Annotated in this window: 16 protein-coding genes; 14 read left to right on the forward strand and 2 right to left on the reverse strand. The window is 61.5% G+C overall.

What is annotated here, in order from left to right:
• Window positions 1–74: 74 nt before the first annotated feature.
• From BSP75_RS20205 to BSP75_RS20220, 4 genes are all read left to right on the forward strand, one after another.
• Complete coding sequence (locus tag BSP75_RS20205) at window positions 75–1,268, forward strand: extracellular solute-binding protein (RefSeq protein WP_075114405.1); 1,194 nt, start codon at window positions 75–77, stop codon at window positions 1,266–1,268.
• Entirely contained in the window at window positions 1,265–3,421 is a 2,157-nt protein-coding gene (locus BSP75_RS20210; RefSeq protein ID WP_075114406.1) for a diguanylate cyclase, read from the forward strand. Before BSP75_RS20205 ends, BSP75_RS20210 begins: the two co-directional genes overlap by 4 nt.
• 138 nt (window positions 3,422–3,559) lie before the next feature.
• On the forward strand, window positions 3,560–4,219 hold the full coding sequence (locus tag BSP75_RS20215; RefSeq protein ID WP_042057879.1) for a DUF480 domain-containing protein: 660 nt from the start codon (window positions 3,560–3,562) through the stop codon (window positions 4,217–4,219).
• 85 nt (window positions 4,220–4,304) lie between these two features.
• Window positions 4,305–4,862 carry a HutD family protein gene (locus BSP75_RS20220; RefSeq protein ID WP_075114407.1) on the forward strand — a complete coding sequence of 186 codons (558 nt, stop codon included), beginning with the start codon at window positions 4,305–4,307 and terminating at the stop codon, window positions 4,860–4,862.
• A 115-nt stretch (window positions 4,863–4,977) separates the two neighbouring features.
• Here the strand turns inward: BSP75_RS20220 and azu are convergent, their stop codons facing one another.
• A complete protein-coding gene (azu, locus tag BSP75_RS20225) occupies window positions 4,978–5,418 on the reverse strand; it encodes an azurin (protein ID WP_075114408.1) in 441 nt (146 codons plus the stop codon).
• Window positions 5,419–5,754: 336 nt separating this feature from the next.
• Between azu and BSP75_RS20230 the strand changes: the two genes are divergently transcribed.
• Complete coding sequence (locus BSP75_RS20230; protein WP_083617274.1) at window positions 5,755–6,813, forward strand: FAD:protein FMN transferase; 1,059 nt, start codon at window positions 5,755–5,757, stop codon at window positions 6,811–6,813.
• A gap of 51 nt (window positions 6,814–6,864) precedes the next feature.
• On the opposite strand, the gene BSP75_RS20235 is transcribed toward BSP75_RS20230, so the two are convergent.
• Window positions 6,865–7,290: an Hsp20 family protein gene (locus BSP75_RS20235; RefSeq protein ID WP_042057885.1), complete on the reverse strand. Its 426-nt coding sequence runs from the start codon at window positions 7,288–7,290 to the stop codon at window positions 6,865–6,867.
• A gap of 296 nt (window positions 7,291–7,586) precedes the next feature.
• Here BSP75_RS20235 and BSP75_RS20240 point away from each other — a divergent pair, with 296 nt between their 5' ends.
• The 9 genes from BSP75_RS20240 (at window position 7,587) to BSP75_RS20280 (ending at window position 15,996) form a co-directional block, all read left to right on the forward strand.
• Complete coding sequence (locus tag BSP75_RS20240) at window positions 7,587–9,233, forward strand: tetratricopeptide repeat-containing response regulator (RefSeq protein ID WP_058054094.1); 1,647 nt, start codon at window positions 7,587–7,589, stop codon at window positions 9,231–9,233.
• A gap of 66 nt (window positions 9,234–9,299) precedes the next feature.
• A complete protein-coding gene (locus BSP75_RS20245; protein ID WP_075114409.1) occupies window positions 9,300–10,262 on the forward strand; it encodes an ion channel in 963 nt (320 codons plus the stop codon).
• A 115-nt stretch (window positions 10,263–10,377) separates the two neighbouring features.
• Window positions 10,378–11,184, forward strand: coding sequence for an exodeoxyribonuclease III (gene xthA, locus BSP75_RS20250; protein ID WP_075114410.1), 807 nt, complete (start codon window positions 10,378–10,380; stop codon window positions 11,182–11,184).
• Between the two features lie 134 nt (window positions 11,185–11,318).
• Window positions 11,319–11,750: a DUF296 domain-containing protein gene (locus tag BSP75_RS20255; protein ID WP_075114411.1), complete on the forward strand. Its 432-nt coding sequence runs from the start codon at window positions 11,319–11,321 to the stop codon at window positions 11,748–11,750.
• Between the two features lie 8 nt (window positions 11,751–11,758).
• Window positions 11,759–12,337 (forward strand): ECF transporter S component, encoded by a 579-nt coding sequence (locus BSP75_RS20260; protein ID WP_075114412.1) that lies wholly within the window; start codon window positions 11,759–11,761, stop codon window positions 12,335–12,337.
• Entirely contained in the window at window positions 12,337–13,038 is a 702-nt protein-coding gene (locus BSP75_RS20265; RefSeq protein ID WP_075114413.1) for an energy-coupling factor transporter transmembrane component T, read from the forward strand. The genes BSP75_RS20260 and BSP75_RS20265 overlap by 1 nt, the downstream gene beginning before the upstream one ends.
• Complete coding sequence (locus tag BSP75_RS20270) at window positions 13,035–13,853, forward strand: energy-coupling factor ABC transporter ATP-binding protein (RefSeq protein WP_075114414.1); 819 nt, start codon at window positions 13,035–13,037, stop codon at window positions 13,851–13,853. Before BSP75_RS20265 ends, BSP75_RS20270 begins: the two co-directional genes overlap by 4 nt.
• On the forward strand, window positions 13,840–14,592 hold the full coding sequence (locus BSP75_RS20275) for an ABC transporter ATP-binding protein (RefSeq protein ID WP_075114415.1): 753 nt from the start codon (window positions 13,840–13,842) through the stop codon (window positions 14,590–14,592). The genes BSP75_RS20270 and BSP75_RS20275 overlap by 14 nt, the downstream gene beginning before the upstream one ends.
• Before the next feature lie 204 nt (window positions 14,593–14,796).
• A complete protein-coding gene (locus tag BSP75_RS20280) occupies window positions 14,797–15,996 on the forward strand; it encodes an efflux RND transporter periplasmic adaptor subunit (protein ID WP_075114416.1) in 1,200 nt (399 codons plus the stop codon).
• Window positions 15,997–16,005 lie beyond the last annotated feature (9 nt).

Here is a 16,005-nt window from a genome sequence, read left to right on the forward strand (position 1 = left end):
CCCGAGCCTACCTATCTTGCCGGTAGTTTGTTACATTTTTCCCTTGGAATTCAGGGAATAACGGTGATGATAACATGAGCAGAAAACGATCTTTTTATCATCTCTTGCTGCTTTGCCTGTTCGCATTGAGCCACCCCCTGCAGGCTCAGGAGCCTGAACTGGAGCTGTGGCACTCCCAGCAAGCCGGTTACGTGATCGACGACGTGATCGCCCGCTTCAATCAGGAGGGGAACCACAGAGTACGGGTCACCCAGATTGAGCCAGGCAAGATCAAGGCGGATCTCCTGCTGGCAGCTCAGGCCAGGGGGCTGCCCGATCTGATGCTGATCCCCTCCGATTTTATCGGCCTCTATCGCCAGATGACCCTCGCCCCGCTCCCGGCCGAGTGGTTTTCCCCCGCGCTGATGGCCAGCGCCCTGCGTTATGTCACCCTGGATCGGCAACGCTGGGGCATGCCCATGATGCAGGGCAACCATCTGATGCTGTTTTACAACAAGGCGCTGGTCTCGACTCCGGTGACCCAATGGCAGCAACTGACAGCTATCACCCCGACCCTCAAGGCCAAGGGGGTCTACCCCGTCAGCTGGCCCTATCACGACATGTACTACTTCGCCGCCTTTTTACACACCTTTGGCGGCTCGCCGGTGACCGAAGGGCGCATCACCCTCGACAGCCCGGCCATGGTGCAGGCACTGGAGGCCTACCGCACCGTCGTCAGCGAACAGTGGGTCGATCCCGAGTGCGACTATGACACCGCCCTCACCCGCTTCAATGAGGGCAAGAGCGCCTACCTCATCAATGGGGACTGGGCGTTCAATGATCTGGTGAAGAATATGGGGGATAAGCTGGGCGTTGCCCTGCTGCCCCGCTGGCAAAGCCATCCCATGCACTCCATGAGCGGCGCCTACGTGATGGGAGCCTCCCGCTGGGCGATGGATGATGAGGATCGGAAACCCGTCATCAAGGCATTGATGACCTTTATCCAGCGTCAGGATATTCAACAGTTCATCTATCATCAGGGGGCGCTGCTGCCGGTCAATCAGCAGGCATTTACCGCCATCAGCCGCCGTCCCACGCCTCAGGAAAAAGTGCTGCTGGAACAGTTCACTCTCAGTACCCCCATGCCCTCCGACAGCGCCATGTCCATCGCCTGGCAAGCGATGGAGAAAGGGTTCGAGCGCTTTAAAGAGGGGATCAGTGCTGCCGACACCGCCCGCTATATGCAGCAGCTGGCCGATCAGCAGTACCGGCAGGTCAAAACACCATGAAACATCGCACCTTTCGGCTCGGCCCGACCCTCATCATCATCCTTTTCACCGTCGCCTTGCTGCCGGCACTGCTGGCCAGCACTGTGCTGCTGATCCGCCAGCACCAGATCATCGCCCAGAGCGAGCAGTCACAGCTGGAGCGGGCCCTCACCAGCATGACCCGCGAGGCCCGCTTTCGCAGCGAGCTGATCGGCACCCAGCTCAATCAGCTCAGCCAGGATCGGGTACTCCATCAGGCCCTCGACAACTTTCTCTTCTCCAGCCATGCCCGGCTGGCGCTGGCCACCTTCATCAAGTCCAACAGCCTGCTCACCTCGGCCTACCTCATCGATGACAAGGGGCTGGTGGTGGAGTACATCAATGGCCAGGCCTCTCACCTCGAATCGAGCAATCTGATGCCGCAGCTGATGGCCTGGAGCAAGACCCGCGAGGCGAAACAGGGCAAGCATCTGCTGCTATCTGTCGATGATCCCGTGCTGGTCGGCGATATGGAGCAGAACCGCAGCGGCGGGCTGGCACTGGTAGCCCCCATCTATCGCAATCACCAGCGCGCAGGGGTGATGCAAACCCCTTCCGGCTTCGTGATGGCCATTCTCCCCTGGCGACAGATGGCCCAACTGCTGGAGCCCTATCTCAAGGGGAGCGAATATCTGGTGATCTCCCAGGGCAAGAACCGTCTCTACGAAGGGGCTCACCAGAGCGCCAACGCCACGAACGACACCGAGCCCGACAAGGAGAGAGTGCCAAGCAAGATGGCGCAACCCCTGGTCATCGGCTGGCCCCAGCTGGAGCAGGAGATCACCCCCACCATCACCCTTTACAGCTACAGCGATGACAGGGTCAGCGAGCTCAACAAATCCCAGCAGCTGCTGACCGGCAGCATTGTCGGCATGTTGCTGCTGGTAGCCATCGGCTGCGTCTGGCTCACCCGCTGGCTCACCCGACCGCTGCGTTCACTGGCCGCGCTGGTGCGCAGCTATGGCAAGGGCAACTACCAGCAACAGCAGGCACCGCTGCGCTTTGTCGAGTACGACGAGGTGCGCCAGCTGCTGCAGGAGATGGCCAGCACCATCTCGGCCCAGGTGCGGGCGCTCTACCAGCAAAACGAACAGCTGCAGCGCGCCAATAGCGAGAAAGAGGCGTTCAACCAGCGGCTGCTCGGTTTCAACGACGAGCTGGAGCAAGAGGTCGCCTCGCAAACGACCGCCCTGCGCTCGGCCCTGAGCCGGGAGGAGCGCAGCCGCCATATCCTGCAATCCTGGCTGCAGTTCGGCCTGCACCAGCAGCTGGATATCGATATTGCCGAGCTGGCCAGCTCCGCCCTGCTGCAGCTCTCCCAGCTCTATCCCGGCCACCGCTGGGGGCTGGTGATCCGCCGCGACGGAGAGCCCCACTACTCCCTGACCCAGGGGGTCGATGCCCCCTTGCGGGATGCCCTGCAGGAGAAGCTGGCCCAGCTGATAGATGAAGAGATCAGACACTCCGAATGCCAGTGGGATAACACGCTCTGGAAGATCATGACCCTGCCCGGCAGCCAGAGCGGCGTGCTGTTTGGCTATCTGATGGTGAGCGCCGAAGGGCTGGAGTCCGAAGACAGGGCCATCTTGCGGCTGTTTGCCAAGCAGCTGGCGGTGGGCATCGAGGGGCGACTCTTTACCGATGAGCTGGCGCGGGTCGCCCGCACCGACAACCTCACCGGGCTGCCCAACCGGCAGGCGTTCGAAGAGGCCTTCCATCACTATCAGGCGGTGCTGGCGCGCCATCCCGAGCGTCACCTCGCCCTCTTCATGCTCGATCTCAACGGCCTCAAGCGCACCAACGACCAGTATGGACACGAGGCAGGCGACGCCCTGCTGATCCAGATGGCCCGCCAGCTGCGCACCCTCTGCCGTCAGGATGAGAAGATCTTTCGCATCGGTGGCGACGAGTTCGTGCTGCTGGCGGAGGCGGATCACCTCGCCAGTCAGCGGCTGGCAGCACGACTGGAAGCAAGCCAGCACCACGCCACCGTGCAGCATGGCGAGCACTGCTTCCCGCTGCGTTTTGCCATCGGCTGGAGCAGCAGCGACCAGACCCCGCTGGCAGAGCTGAGCCGGGTGGCAGACGATGCCATGTATGCCGACAAGGCGCGCTTCTATCAGGAGCAGCAGTAAAACCGGATGCCTCCGGCGTTGGCGAGCCTTTCGCCAACCCCCTGATGACCTCGCAAAAATGGCGCGCAATGCTAGACGCGGCGCGGGCCATGACTAAGATAGGGGCTCTTGATGTTTCGATTCGGAAGGGAGTAGGAAATGGAGTTAGTACTTGGCCCGCTGGAGGCCCGCGTCATCGGCTGTCTGATTGAAAAAGAGATCTGCACCCCGGATCAATATCCCCTCTCCCTTAATGCGCTGGTCAACGCCTGCAACCAGAAGAGCAACCGCGAGCCGGTGCTGGAGCTCTCCGAGCTCGATATCCGCGCCGTGGTGGACGAGCTGATCCGCAAGCGGCTGGTGGTCAACACCGCCGGTTTCAACGCCCGGGTACCCCGCTACCAGCACAGATTCTGCAACACCGAATTTGGCGAGCTGAAATTCAGCGCCCAGGAACTCGGCATCGTCTGTGAACTGCTGCTGCGCGGCCCGCAAACCCCGGGGGAGCTGCGCTCACGCACCAACCGCCTCTGCAGCTTCGATGATGTCACCGAAGTGGATGCGGTGCTCGGCGCCCTTATCGAGCGTGGCCCCTACGTGGTCAAGCTGCCGCGCGAGCCGGGCAAGCGCGAATCCCGCTACGCCCACCTGTTCAGCGGCGAAGTGGATATTCAGGCGATGATGGATGCCGCCCCCGCTGCGGCCTATGCCTCCCCTGCTGCCGACCGTCTGAGCGAGCTGGAGCAGGAGGTGAGCGAGCTCAAGAGCCGTCTCGCCGCCATGGAAGCACGGCTGGCCGCACTGGATGGTCAGGGCTGATCGCCTTTACCATCGCCAATCTCTATCAGGGAGCCGGGGCTGATGTGCCCGGCTCCCTGCGTTTCTTCATCGTGAGGAAGTGCCCGTGATCACCCTGATTAAAGAGTCTGACCACCAGAAGATGCCCTGGAAAAACCAGCAGGGCACCACCAGCCAGATCCTCATCTCCCCCAAGGGGACGAGCCTTGCCAAACTCGACTTTGACTACCGACTGAGCTCGGCCCCCATCAAGAGCGCGGGCCCCTTCTCCCCCTTTCCTGGCTATCAGCGCATTTTGCTGCCGGTGAGCGGGGCTGGCTTTGTGCTCAACGGCCACCCCTACGCCACCTTCGAGGCGGCGCACTTTAGCGGCGATGAGGAGACCCACTGCGAGCTGCTGAAAAAAGAGGTGACCGATCTGGGGCTTATCTACCATCCGGATCGCATCAGCGCCAACGTGCGGGTGCTGAACCTCCCCTTCCCGCTGACCCTGACCCTCGAGCCAGAGAAGACCTACCTCTGCCACCTGCTGAGCGGCCAGCTGACCGTGCAGGGCAAAGAGGTGGCCATCAACGAGACGCTGGTGGTGACCGGGGAAGAGAGCATTCACTTCGAATGCCAGAAGAAGACCGCCATCGCCTTCTTTACCCTGCAGGCCAAATAGCGCGAAAGTCGGCGGTGTGCAGTCATGCCATGCCACAAGCAAGCAGCAGAGATGAAAAAGCCGGGTAATCCCGGCTTTTGCTATTCAGGCAACCGGCTCGATGCCGGTTATCGCCTTAGTTGACCTTGAAGGCGCCCTTCATCATGGCGAAGTGACCGGGGAAGGAGCAGAAGAAGGTGAGGTCCTTGCCCGCCAGACCGTCGGTCTTGAAGGTAACGCTGCTGCTCTCGCCGCCGCCGATCAGCTTGGTGTGAGCCAGTACACGGGGATCATCCTTGGGCAGGTAGTCATTCTCGGCCCCGGCGCTCATCCCGGCAGTCGCCACGGTCTGATAGTCGGCAGTGCTGGCCAGCACCCAGTTGTGACCCATGGCGGTAGCAGGCAGCTTGCCGGTGTGGTTCAGGGTGACCGTCACCTCTTTGCAGGTGGCCGGCACACTCATCTCTTTGAGGTTGTACTGCATGGCATCATTGCCTTCGATGACCAGTACACACTCATCCGCCAGCACCGGGGCAGCCAGGGTACTCAGCAACAGCAGGGTAATCGCCTTTTTCATCATCTTCTCCTTTGATTGGCAATGGATGGCAACGACTTGGCGGATGCGGTTAACGCTTCGCAAAGATGCCGTCTAAATCAACCTTCATTTTACTCAATTGTCTTCAATCGGCTATGGCTTTTGGCCAAAGCTGCGGGCCAGGTCACCAGATGGTGCTGCACTCGCCAATATCTCCCCTCACGGTTGGACGATACGACCCGCTCCAGCCACAGGTTCAAAACTGTTTAATTTTTTCTGCCCTTTTTCCTCCGATTGCACCTATCAGGGCTCGCCCGGCGGGCGCCCCTTGGCTAAGCTAGCGCCCCGATATGAACCTCCTCCAGATGAGAGCGCCGGATGATTGCAATGACCCCCGTGGCGGCCCTGCGCGGCCTGCTGCTGACCCTGCTGCTGGCGCTGGCCGGCTGCCAGCCCACCCCGCCTGCCCAGACCCGCATTCAGGGCAAGACCATGGGCACCTACTATGTGGTGACCCTGAGCGATAGCTACCCCGGTGGGGAACCCGCCCTCAAAAGCGACGTGGAGAGCCTGCTGGCCCGGATGAACAAGGAGATCTCCACCTACGATCCGGGCTCGCTCATCTCCCGTTTCAATCAGGGGCCTGCCAACACCCCGTTTGCCATTCCGCCCGCCATGGCCATCATCGTCCAGCAGGGCCTTGATGCCGGTCGGCTGACCGATGGCAAGCTGGATGTGACCGTGGGGCCTCTGGTCAATCTGTGGGGCTTTGGCCCCGACAAACGGCCAGTCAAGCGACCCGATGAGACGGCCATTGCCGCCGCCCGCCACAAGGTGGGGATCGACAAGCTGACCCTGACCCCGCAGGGGGATCACTTCCTGCTCGAAAAAACGATCCCGGATCTCTATCTCGACCTCTCCACCCTCGGCGAAGGGGCCGCCTCTGACGAGATTGCCGCCCTGCTCGAGGGCAAGGGGGTACACAACTACCTGATCGAAGTGGCCGGTGCGGTGCGCAGCAAGGGCAACAACAGCAAGGGCTCGCCATGGAGAGTGGCCATCGTCGAGCCCTCCGATCAGCCGGGGGCGTTTTCCGATATCGTCATCCCCAACGGCATGGCGCTCAGCACCGCGGGCAGCTATCGCAACTACTACGAGCTGGATGGCCAGCGTTACTCCCATATCATCGATCCCGCCACCGGCCAGCCGGTCACCCACAAGCTGGTCTCCGCCAGCGTGATCACCCCGACCGCACTGGAGGCCGATGCCCTCGATACTGCGCTGATGGTAATGGGACCTGAAGCGGGGATGGCATTTGCCAAACAGCACAAGCTGGCGGTCTATCTCATCATCAAGACCGAACAGGGGTTCAAGGCTGAGTACACGCCGCAATTTGCTCCTTATCTAGCAGAGAAGCGGGCAGAGAAACGCTCCTGAACATAAGGCCCCAACAGCGGGGCCTTATCATTAGGGTTCATTGATGACGGGTTATTCGATGGTCACCCGATGAGGTGCCGGGGTTTCCACCTGCTTGGGCAGTTGCAAGGTGAGGATGCCGTTCTCGAACCTGGCGCTGACCTTGTCCAGCGCCACCTCGACCGGCAACTCCAGGGTGCGCGAGACACTGCCGAAGTAGCGTTCACTGCGCAGGGTTCGCTCATCCTTGTTCTCGCTGTCAAACTGGCGGATCTCCGCCTTCAGGGTCACCTGCTTGCCATGGATATCCACATGAATATCCTCCTTGGCGACGCCCGGCAGCTCGGCCTGCAACAGATAGTTGTCATCACTCTCTTTCAAATCCAGCCTGATCTGGCTCGGTAGCGGATCCCCGTGCAGGGGACGAATATAGAAGCCGGACGCCATATCGCGAAACAGGTCATCGAACAGACTGGTACGGCTCGGTAACAGACTCATTTTTGCTCCCTCCCTGAGTGTTCCATGGACAGATGCAGGCCCTGATGCCTGCCTGATAGGGTCTACAGCTGACCGGAGCGTCTCTCCGGTCCCCTCTATCAGTCTAAAAAGTGCGCCGCAGGCTGCCACCCCATCTGAACTTTATTTGATATGGATCAACCACATGGCCCCGATAAATCCGGAAAAAACGTGACCCGCGAACAGAAAGCGATGCGGCAAAAGCACATTGATTGCCACTTCACGCGCTTTGGTGGCACACTTTCCCTCATCAGCCCGCAGCGCCTCGACCCAGACAGATGCAGACACCTGAACAAGAGCCAGAAAAAAAGAGCCCAGCCAAGCCCCAACGCATTCTGATGGTCAATGAGCAGCGCTCGTTTCAGGTGATGATGAAGGCGATGCTGATCAATCTGGGGATCAGCAACATCACCTACTCCAATACCGCCGAGGATGCGCGGCGCCGCTGCCAGAAGGGCAGTTTCGACATTTATCTCATCGATTACGATCTGGGGGTCGGCGAAAACGGTCGCCAGCTGCTCGAAAGCCTGCGCGACAAAGATCTGATCCCGCCCCAGAGCGTGGTGATCATGGTGAGTGGCGACAGCTCCCGCGCCATGGTGCTGAGCGCGCTGGAAGCCGAACCCGACGAATACCTGATGAAGCCCTTCTCCCAGGAGCAGTTCTCGTTTCGCCTCAAACGCGCCCTCGCCCGGCGCAACGCCCTGGCCAGCGTCTTTAGCGCGCTGGCCGATGACAATCTGGCGGCCCTCATTACCGCCTGCGCCGAGCGGGCCGATGCGGTGCCCCGTTTTGCCAACTACTGCCGCTGCCTGCAGGCCGATACCCACCTCAAGCTGGGTCAGGCACAGGAGGCGCGCGCCCTGATGCGCCAACTGCTGGCCGGGCAGGAGAACAGCTGGGCCCGCCTGACGCTGGGCAAGGCGTGCAACACCCTGGGGCTCCACGAGGAGGCAGTCAGCCATCTGCAGGCGACCCTCAAGAATACCCCGCTGATGGTGGAGGCTCACCTCTGGCTGGCGGAGTCCCTGCTGGCCCTCGGCCATGACGAGCAGGCGCAGCAGGAGCTCAGACGGGCGGTGGATATCTCCCCCCAGTCGGTGCAACTCTCCCGCCGACTGGCGGAGGTGTGCCTGCAGCGCCACGACTACGCCCAGGCCAAGGATGTGCTGCTTGCCCTTATTGATCTGTCGCGCAACTCGATTCATCGCACCCCCCACTATCTGGGGGCCTACATCCAGACCCTGACCCTCTACGCCCTCAACAGCAATGACAGCTACCACATCGCCAACCTGCAAAAGCAGGTCAATTCCGCCCTGTCGCGTATCCGCGATTCGCTGATGATGTCGGAGTTCAACTACCCGGTGTTCGAGCAGATCTGTCAGGCCCGGGTGCAGATTGCGCTGGGGGAGCTGCTCAAGGGCAAGAAGATGCTCTATCGCGCCAACCAGAACTGGCTCGATGAACCAGCCACCATGCCCCCCGCCCTGCTTGGCGAAACCATCCTCGCCCTCTACCAGCTCGGCGAGTTCGAGTATGCCGAGAGCCTGCAGGGACTGCTGGCGGAGGATGAAGACCGGCTGCTCACCACCTGCATTCAGGCAACCCGGGATGACAAGACGGTGCTGGAGCGGCGTCAGCGCTACCAGCAGCTCAACGATCTGGGGATCAAGGCCTATCAGAGCGGCGAGCTGGAGCAGGCCCTCGGCCACTTCCGCGAAGCCCTGCGCCGTGCCCCCGCCAACACTGGTGCGGCCCTCAACAAGATCCAGGTGTTGCTGCAACTGATGCAGAAAAACCGCAAGAGCCCGGAATTTGGCGCCGAGTGCAAAGACACTCTGGACGTGCTCGACGGCATTCCCCTCAACCCGGCCCAACAGGAGCGTTTTCGCAAGTTACGTCAGGAGTTCAACCAGTTCAGCTAAGACGCCGCCACGCCCCCTTTTCCCCGCCTATGCTGAAACCAGTTCGGCAATGCGAGGGAAACGAAGATGGCGATGTGTCGTTATCTGGTGGCCGATGGCCGCCACTGCAGTGAAGAGGCTGGCGAGCACGAGCTCTGCCACTGGCATGATCCCCACAGACCCCATCAGGAAGCCCACACCGCCGAGGCGCTCGAACAGTACGTTCGCGCTGGCGGTCTCTGCCACGGCCTGCAGTTGTCACGGGCCAATCTGGCTGGTCTCAATCTGGTCAACAAGGAGTCCGAACAGGGATTTTTGCTGGAGCAGTGCAACCTCTATCGCGCCAACCTGCGCGGTGGCCACCTCTACGGCCTGCGCATGAAGGGCGGCAGCCTGATGAAGGCCGATCTCAGTGATGCCAACCTCCAGTGCGCCACCCTCGATGACGTCAACCTGCTCGGCATCCGCTGGCACAACACCCGGCTCGACAACATGCAGACCGGAAAACGGGTGATGCAGGATCGCAAGGGGCGCCGCGAACGGGATCCCAAACAGGCGCGTGTCTGGTTCAAGGAGGCGGAAGAGACCTACCGGGATCTGCGCAAAGCCTCCGAGGCGCAGGGGATCTTCACCATGTCCGGCAACTATATCCAGCAGGAGCTCACCATGCGCCGGCTGCAACTGCCGCTCTGGTCGAGCCAGCGCTTTACCTCCTGGGTGGTCGATCTGTTCTGCGGCTATGGCGAGGCCCCGATGCGGGTGGTGCTCTTCTCCCTGCTGCTCATCTTTATCTGCAGCATTTTTTACTTCTTCTGCGGCCTCAACTTCTCCGGCAACCACCTAATCTATCGGCCGGATGCCCCCTTCGAACAGAACGCCATCTTCCTGCTCGAGTGCCTCTACTACAGCGTGGTCACCTTCACCACCCTGGGCTATGGCGACTTTACCCCGGTCGGCCTCTCAAGGCTCTTCGCCGCCTTCGAGGCCTTTACCGGCAGCTTCACGCTGGCGCTGTTTGTGGTGGTGTTTGTCAAGAAGATGACCCGCTGATCTCTCCCCCCAGCCAAGCGGGCGTGCCACTGACGCAGGCCCGCAGCCAAACTTGCATCCACCGACGATTCCTAGTCCAATAGCGACTTATAAAAATGACATGAGCATCCCGGACATGAAGATCATCTCTTTCAATATCAACGGCCTGCGCGCCCGCCTGCACCAACTGCAAGCCATCATCGACAAGCACCAGCCCGATGTGATCGGCCTGCAGGAGATCAAGGTGCACGATGAAGCCTTCCCGCTGGCCGATGTGGAGGCCATGGGCTATCACGTGGAGTTTCACGGCCAGAAAGCCCACTACGGGGTCGCCATCATGAGCAAGCAGAAGCCGGTCAAGGTGGAGAAAGGCTTCCCCACCGACAACGAAGAGGCGCAGCGCCGGATGATCATGGCCACCTTCGAGCGCGAAGACGGTTCCCTCATCAAGGTAATGAACGGCTACTTCCCGCAGGGTGAAAGTCAGGATCACGAGACCAAGTTCCCGGCCAAACAGAAGTTTTATGAAGATCTGCAGCACTATCTCGAAACCAACCACACCCCGGACGACCAGCTGGTGCTGATCGGGGATATGAATATCTCCCCCACCGATCTCGACATCGGTATCGGCGAAGCGAACCGCAAGCGCTGGCTGCGAGATGGCAAGTGCTCCTTCCTGCCCATCGAGCGCGAATGGATGGAACGGCTGAAAGGGTTCGGCCTGACCGACACCTTCCGCGCCGCCAACCCCACCGAGTGCGAGCGTTTCTCCTGGTTTGACTACCGCTCCAGGGGCTTTGACGAGAACCGCGGCCTGCGCATCGACCTCATCATGGCCTCCGACGCCCTCAAGGACTCAGTAACCGAGACCGGTATCGACTATGAGCTGCGCGGCATCGAAAAACCCTCCGACCACGCTCCCATCTGGGCCTGCTTCGCCTGATGTGGCGCCGGATGCCGCAATGATATCGCCAATCTGTGAAGCGGCTCGCGGTTGCCTGCGATAAAAGGGCGTAAACAGCCTATCCAGACAAGGTGCCTCAGGGCACCTTCTTTTTGCAGCAAGGAGTGCCAGCAGTGACCCCAACTCACCTTCCTCTCTCCCCCGCCCGTTTTCTGGCCCTGCGCCTGTTGCCCGGGGAGGATCTTATCGCCGGATTGCGCGCCCATATGGTCCGACATGGCCTGCAGGCGGCCTGGATCGCCGGGGCGGTCGGCAGCCTGACCCACGCCAACCTGCGCTATGCCGCCCAGCCCGATGGCACCCTGCTGGAGGGGGCCTTCGAGGTAATCGCCCTCGGCGGCACCCTGGATCCGGAGTGCGAACACCTGCATCTCTCCATCTCTGACGAGCAGGGATTGATGCGCGGCGGCCACGTGCTGCCCGGTTGCCGGGTGCGCACCACCCTCGAGCTGGTAGTCGGAGAGCTGGAGGCGTACCGTTTTGGCCGTGCCCCCTGCCCCCAATCCGGTTATGAAGAGCTGCTCATTACCCCCAGAACCTTGTGAGGATCACTATGTCCGTCAGTAAACTCTCCAGCTACAACCTGGCTTTTATGGTCATCTGCATCGCCATCAACATGGTGGCGGGACAGGCCGTCTCCATGCTCAAGCTGCCCATCTTCCTCGACTCCATCGGGACTGTGCTCTGCGCCATTCTGGCGGGCCCCTGGATGGCGATCGCCACCGGTCTGCTCACCAACCTGCTGTGGGGCCTGCTCACCGGCCCCATCGCCGCAGCCTTTGCCCCGGTCGCCATGATGATTGGTCTCAGTGCCGGTCTGATGGCGCGCGCGGGCTGGTTCAACAATCTGCCCAAGGTAGTGGTGAGCAGCGTGGTGATCACCCTGGCGCTCACCCTGGTGGCCATTCCCATCCGCTCCTACCTGTTTGGTGGCGCCACCGGCAGCGGTGCTGACTTTATGGTTGCCTACCTGCACGCCATGGGCAGCGATCTGCAAGAGTCGGTCGCCGTCACCGTGCTCGGCACCAACCTGCTGGACAAGCTACTGACCGTGCTGATCGCCTGGGGGCTGGTACGCCGCCTGCCGCAGCGCACCCTGCGCCACTTCCCGCAGATGGCCGCCGTGCGCTGATGCACCCGTTTACCTCCCTCGCACTCTGGCTGTGGTTTTCGGTCACGGCCAGCGTGCTGCCGCCCCCCTGGCTCTGGGGCTGGAGCCTGCTGCCGCTGCTCGCGTTAATGGTGCTACCGGGAGCCCGCTCCCGGGTCAAGCTGGTGCTGGCGGTGATGCTGCCGCTGGGATTGGGGCTCTATCTGGTTCACGGCCCCTGGTTGCGGATCCTGCTCGGCATGCCAGCGGTTCCTGCCAGCGAAACCGTCCCCATTCTGCCCCTCTGGTGTCGCCTGCTCGCCTGTCTCGCCAGCGCCCAACTCTGGCTGTGGGCGGTCTCGACCGAGCGCTTTGTCCATGCGCTGTTTGCCAGCCGGCTGCCCATCGCCCTCTCCTACCTCTGCTGCGGTCCGCTGCTGCTCAAGGAGCAACTTGGCCACCAGCTGCGGGCGATAAAGGAGGCCCAGCTGGCCCGTGGCGTCCCCTTTGATGGCCATCCGTTGGCCCGGCTGCGCGCTACCATTCCGCTGCTCTCGCCGCTGGTCGGGCAGGCGTTGAGCGAACTGGCCACCCGCAGCATGGCGCTGGATCTGCGGGGCTTTCGCAGCCAGCCGACCCGCACTCGCGTGGTCGAGATCCCGCAGCGGCGCCATGAGCCGCTGCTGCGCTATCTGTTGCTGGCACTGGTGCTACTGGAGATTGTCTGGAGGTGGTGGCCATGATCTCGCTGCAAGGGTTGACCATCGGCCATGCGGCCCATCCTGACCACTTCCAGCTGGGGCCCCTCGACATTGAATTGGGTGCTGGCCAGTGGCTCACCATCCTCGGCGGCAACGGGGCAGGAAAATCCCTGCTGGCTCAACTGCTGGCGGGAGGCTGGTCGCAGCTGCACCTCGACACCCTGGCCGGGACAGGCATCATCCTCGGTACTGCCCACGACGGGGGGCAGCTCAATGAACAGGCGGCCCAACGCCAATGGGTGCAGCAATCCCCCTATCTGCAATTTTCCGGCTGCTGCTTTTCGGTAGCCGATGAGGTGGCCTTCGGCCCCGCCAATCTGGCGCTGCCGATGGCCGAGGTCCGTCGGCGGGTGGCTGATGCTATGGCGTGCTGTCACTGCGAGGAATTGGCGACGCAACATCCGCTCTCCCTGTCGGGAGGGCAGGCCCAGCGGGTGGTGCTGGCCTGTGCGCTGGCGATGCAGCCCAAACTGTTGATCCTGGATCAGGCCTTCAGCCGCCTGACCCCGGAGGCGAGCCACACCCTGCTGCGGCAGATCCGCCACTACAGCGAGCTGAGCGGCTGCAGCGTCATCTTGCTGGAGCAGCGGCTTTTTCCGGCCGCTCACTATTGCGAGCAGTTCGTACTGCTCGACCATGGCCGCCAGCTGACCAGCGGCGAACTGGGCGAGGTGCTGCCCCATCTGCCCGGGCGGGTGATCCTGCCAGACTCCCTGCGCGAGGCGTTGCTGGCGCGCGACCCGCACCATAACCCCTACCCTCTGGCCATTTTGCGGGAATTTTATGCTGAGCTTTGACCGCCTTTGTTTCTCGTGGGCGCCGGACAATCCCTGCCTGCACAACATCACATTGCAGATTGCCAGCGGGGAGCAAGTAGCCATCGTCGGGGATAACGGCGCAGGCAAGTCGACCCTGCTGCGCCTGGCGGCGGGCCTGCTGGCCCCCACCTCCGGCACGGTGAACTGGCAACAACAGGCGCTCTGCGAGCAGCGGGCACTGGCGCGCGCCAGTCAGATCGGTTTTCTGTTTCAGGAGTCGGAGCGCCAGCTATTTCACAGCCGGGTCGACGATGAAATCGCCTTTGGCCTGCGCCTGCAAAAACAGCCGGGGGAAGAGATCCGGGAACGGGTGGCGGCGGCACTGACGCAGTGCGAGTTGACAGCGTGGGCAGCATCCCACCCGCTGGATCTCGATGCCGGTCAGCGGCGGATGGTGGCGGTGGCCTGCCTCCATGCCATGCAGCCCGCCTTGCTGCTGCTCGATGAGCCGAGCCGAGATTTCGATCCCCATTGGCTTGCCATTCTGGAGCGCTGGCTTGTCAGCGAACGGGCGAAGGGCACCACCATAGTAGCCATCAGTCACGACGCCGAATTTGTCAGACGCAACTTCACCACCCTGATCGAGCTCAAAGCCGGGCGTCTGGTGGCCCACGGCCCCGCAGCCGAACGACTCTCCGCTCTCAATGGCTATCACCAAGACGAGAAGAGCAGTGCCCTGTTGCTGGCCGCCCTCGCTCGGGCCGAACATCCCCGCTGAGCTTCGCCACATTGGAAAAAGTCAGGCTTTTTTCGTCAATCGGCAACCTTGATTGCCACCTTGAGAAGGCTGGGTTCAGATTACAGACCTATCATCTCTCATTCCTCTCATAAAAAAGTTGTTTTTTTAATCATGAAGTTAATGATGTGTATGGAGTGTTTTGCTGAACGCAGCAACCGGGATCGATTGAACAGGAGTGTGATGATGAAGGTGCCCCTTGCCGGAAAAGAGATGTACAAACGTAGCTTGCTGACCCTGGCGCTGATTGGCGGATTGACCGCCTGCGGTGGCGAGACGACCCAGACGGCCCAGACCATGCCCGCCGTCCCCGTGGTGGTCGCCGAAGCCACCCTGACCGATGTACCATTGACCACCGAGATGGTGGGCGAGACCGCCGGTTTTCGCGAGATCGATGTGCGCTCCCGGGTCAATGGCATCCTGCTCAAGCGCACCTATGTGGAAGGCCAGCCGGTCACCGCCGGTCAGGAGCTGTTTCTAATTGATCCCGAACCCTACAAGGTGGCGCTGGAGCAGGCCAAGGGGACCCTGGCTCAGGAGCAGGCGCGTCTGAACAAGGCCCGTGCCGATCGGGATCGCATCATTCCCCTGTTCAAACGTCAGGTGGTGAGCCGCCAAGACTATGACAACACCATCGCCAACTACGAAGCCGCCATCGCCAGCCATCAGGCGGCTCAGGCCATGGTAAAAGAGGCGGAACTCAACCTCAGCTACACCCGGGTGACCGCCCCCATCAACGGCATGGCGAGCAAGAGCTCCCAATCCGAGGGGAGTCTTATCTCCACCAGCGGCGAAAATGGTCTGCTCACCACCATCACCCAGTTTGATCCCCTCTACGTCAACTTCTCCTACTCGGAGCAGGATCGCCTCAATTTCGAGAACTCGGTAAAGAAAGGGATCATTGAAGCCAAGGACGCCACCACCTGGCGCACCCATATTCGCCTCGCCGATGGCTCCGTCTATCCGGAAGCGGGCAAGCTCAACTTCTCCGACAACCGGGTCGATCCGCAGACCGGTACCATCCGTGCCCGTGCCATCTTCGACAACAAGGACGGCGTGCTGCTGCCCGGTCAGTTTGTCCGCATGACCATCGATCTGGGCCTGCGCAAAAACGCCATCGTGGTGCCGCCGCGCGCCATCGTCCAGTCTCAAGCCGACCGCATGGTGATGGTGGTGGATGCCGACAACAAGGTGATCCCGCGTCCGGTCAAGCTGGGACCTGTGGTCACCGATGGTGTGCTGATCGACAGTGGCCTCAATGCCGGTGACCGTTACATTGTCGAAGGCCTGATGAAAGCTCGCCCCGGCGCCGTGGTCAAACCGGTCTCGGCCGACGAGATGAAGGCCATCACCACCAAGGTGGTCAGCCAGTCTGCGGCCAAGTAAGGAGCCCGT

The organism is Aeromonas sp. YN13HZO-058, from assembly GCF_001921245.1.
In the GTDB taxonomy this organism is placed as follows: domain Bacteria; phylum Pseudomonadota; class Gammaproteobacteria; order Enterobacterales; family Aeromonadaceae; genus Aeromonas; species Aeromonas allosaccharophila.

Bases quoted from the DNA above. Each gene is read 5' to 3' on its own strand.
- BSP75_RS20205 (WP_075114405.1), top strand. From the start codon at position 75: ATGAGCAGAAAACGATCTTTTTATCATCTCTTGCTGCTTTGCCTGTTC.
- BSP75_RS20210 (WP_075114406.1), top strand. From the start codon at position 1,265: ATGAAACATCGCACCTTTCGGCTCGGCCCGACCCTCATCATCATCCTT.
- BSP75_RS20215 (WP_042057879.1), top strand. From the start codon at position 3,560: ATGGAGTTAGTACTTGGCCCGCTGGAGGCCCGCGTCATCGGCTGTCTG.
- azu (WP_075114408.1), bottom strand. From the start codon at position 5,418: ATGAAAAAGGCGATTACCCTGCTGTTGCTGAGTACCCTGGCTGCCCCG.
- BSP75_RS20230 (WP_083617274.1), top strand. From the start codon at position 5,755: ATGATTGCAATGACCCCCGTGGCGGCCCTGCGCGGCCTGCTGCTGACC.
- BSP75_RS20235 (WP_042057885.1), bottom strand. From the start codon at position 7,290: ATGAGTCTGTTACCGAGCCGTACCAGTCTGTTCGATGACCTGTTTCGC.
- BSP75_RS20240 (WP_058054094.1), top strand. From the start codon at position 7,587: ATGCAGACACCTGAACAAGAGCCAGAAAAAAAGAGCCCAGCCAAGCCC.
- BSP75_RS20245 (WP_075114409.1), top strand. From the start codon at position 9,300: ATGGCGATGTGTCGTTATCTGGTGGCCGATGGCCGCCACTGCAGTGAA.
- xthA (WP_075114410.1), top strand. From the start codon at position 10,378: ATGAAGATCATCTCTTTCAATATCAACGGCCTGCGCGCCCGCCTGCAC.
- BSP75_RS20260 (WP_075114412.1), top strand. From the start codon at position 11,759: ATGTCCGTCAGTAAACTCTCCAGCTACAACCTGGCTTTTATGGTCATC.
- BSP75_RS20265 (WP_075114413.1), top strand. From the start codon at position 12,337: ATGCACCCGTTTACCTCCCTCGCACTCTGGCTGTGGTTTTCGGTCACG.
- BSP75_RS20270 (WP_075114414.1), top strand. From the start codon at position 13,035: ATGATCTCGCTGCAAGGGTTGACCATCGGCCATGCGGCCCATCCTGAC.
- BSP75_RS20275 (WP_075114415.1), top strand. From the start codon at position 13,840: ATGCTGAGCTTTGACCGCCTTTGTTTCTCGTGGGCGCCGGACAATCCC.
- BSP75_RS20280 (WP_075114416.1), top strand. From the start codon at position 14,797: ATGAAGGTGCCCCTTGCCGGAAAAGAGATGTACAAACGTAGCTTGCTG.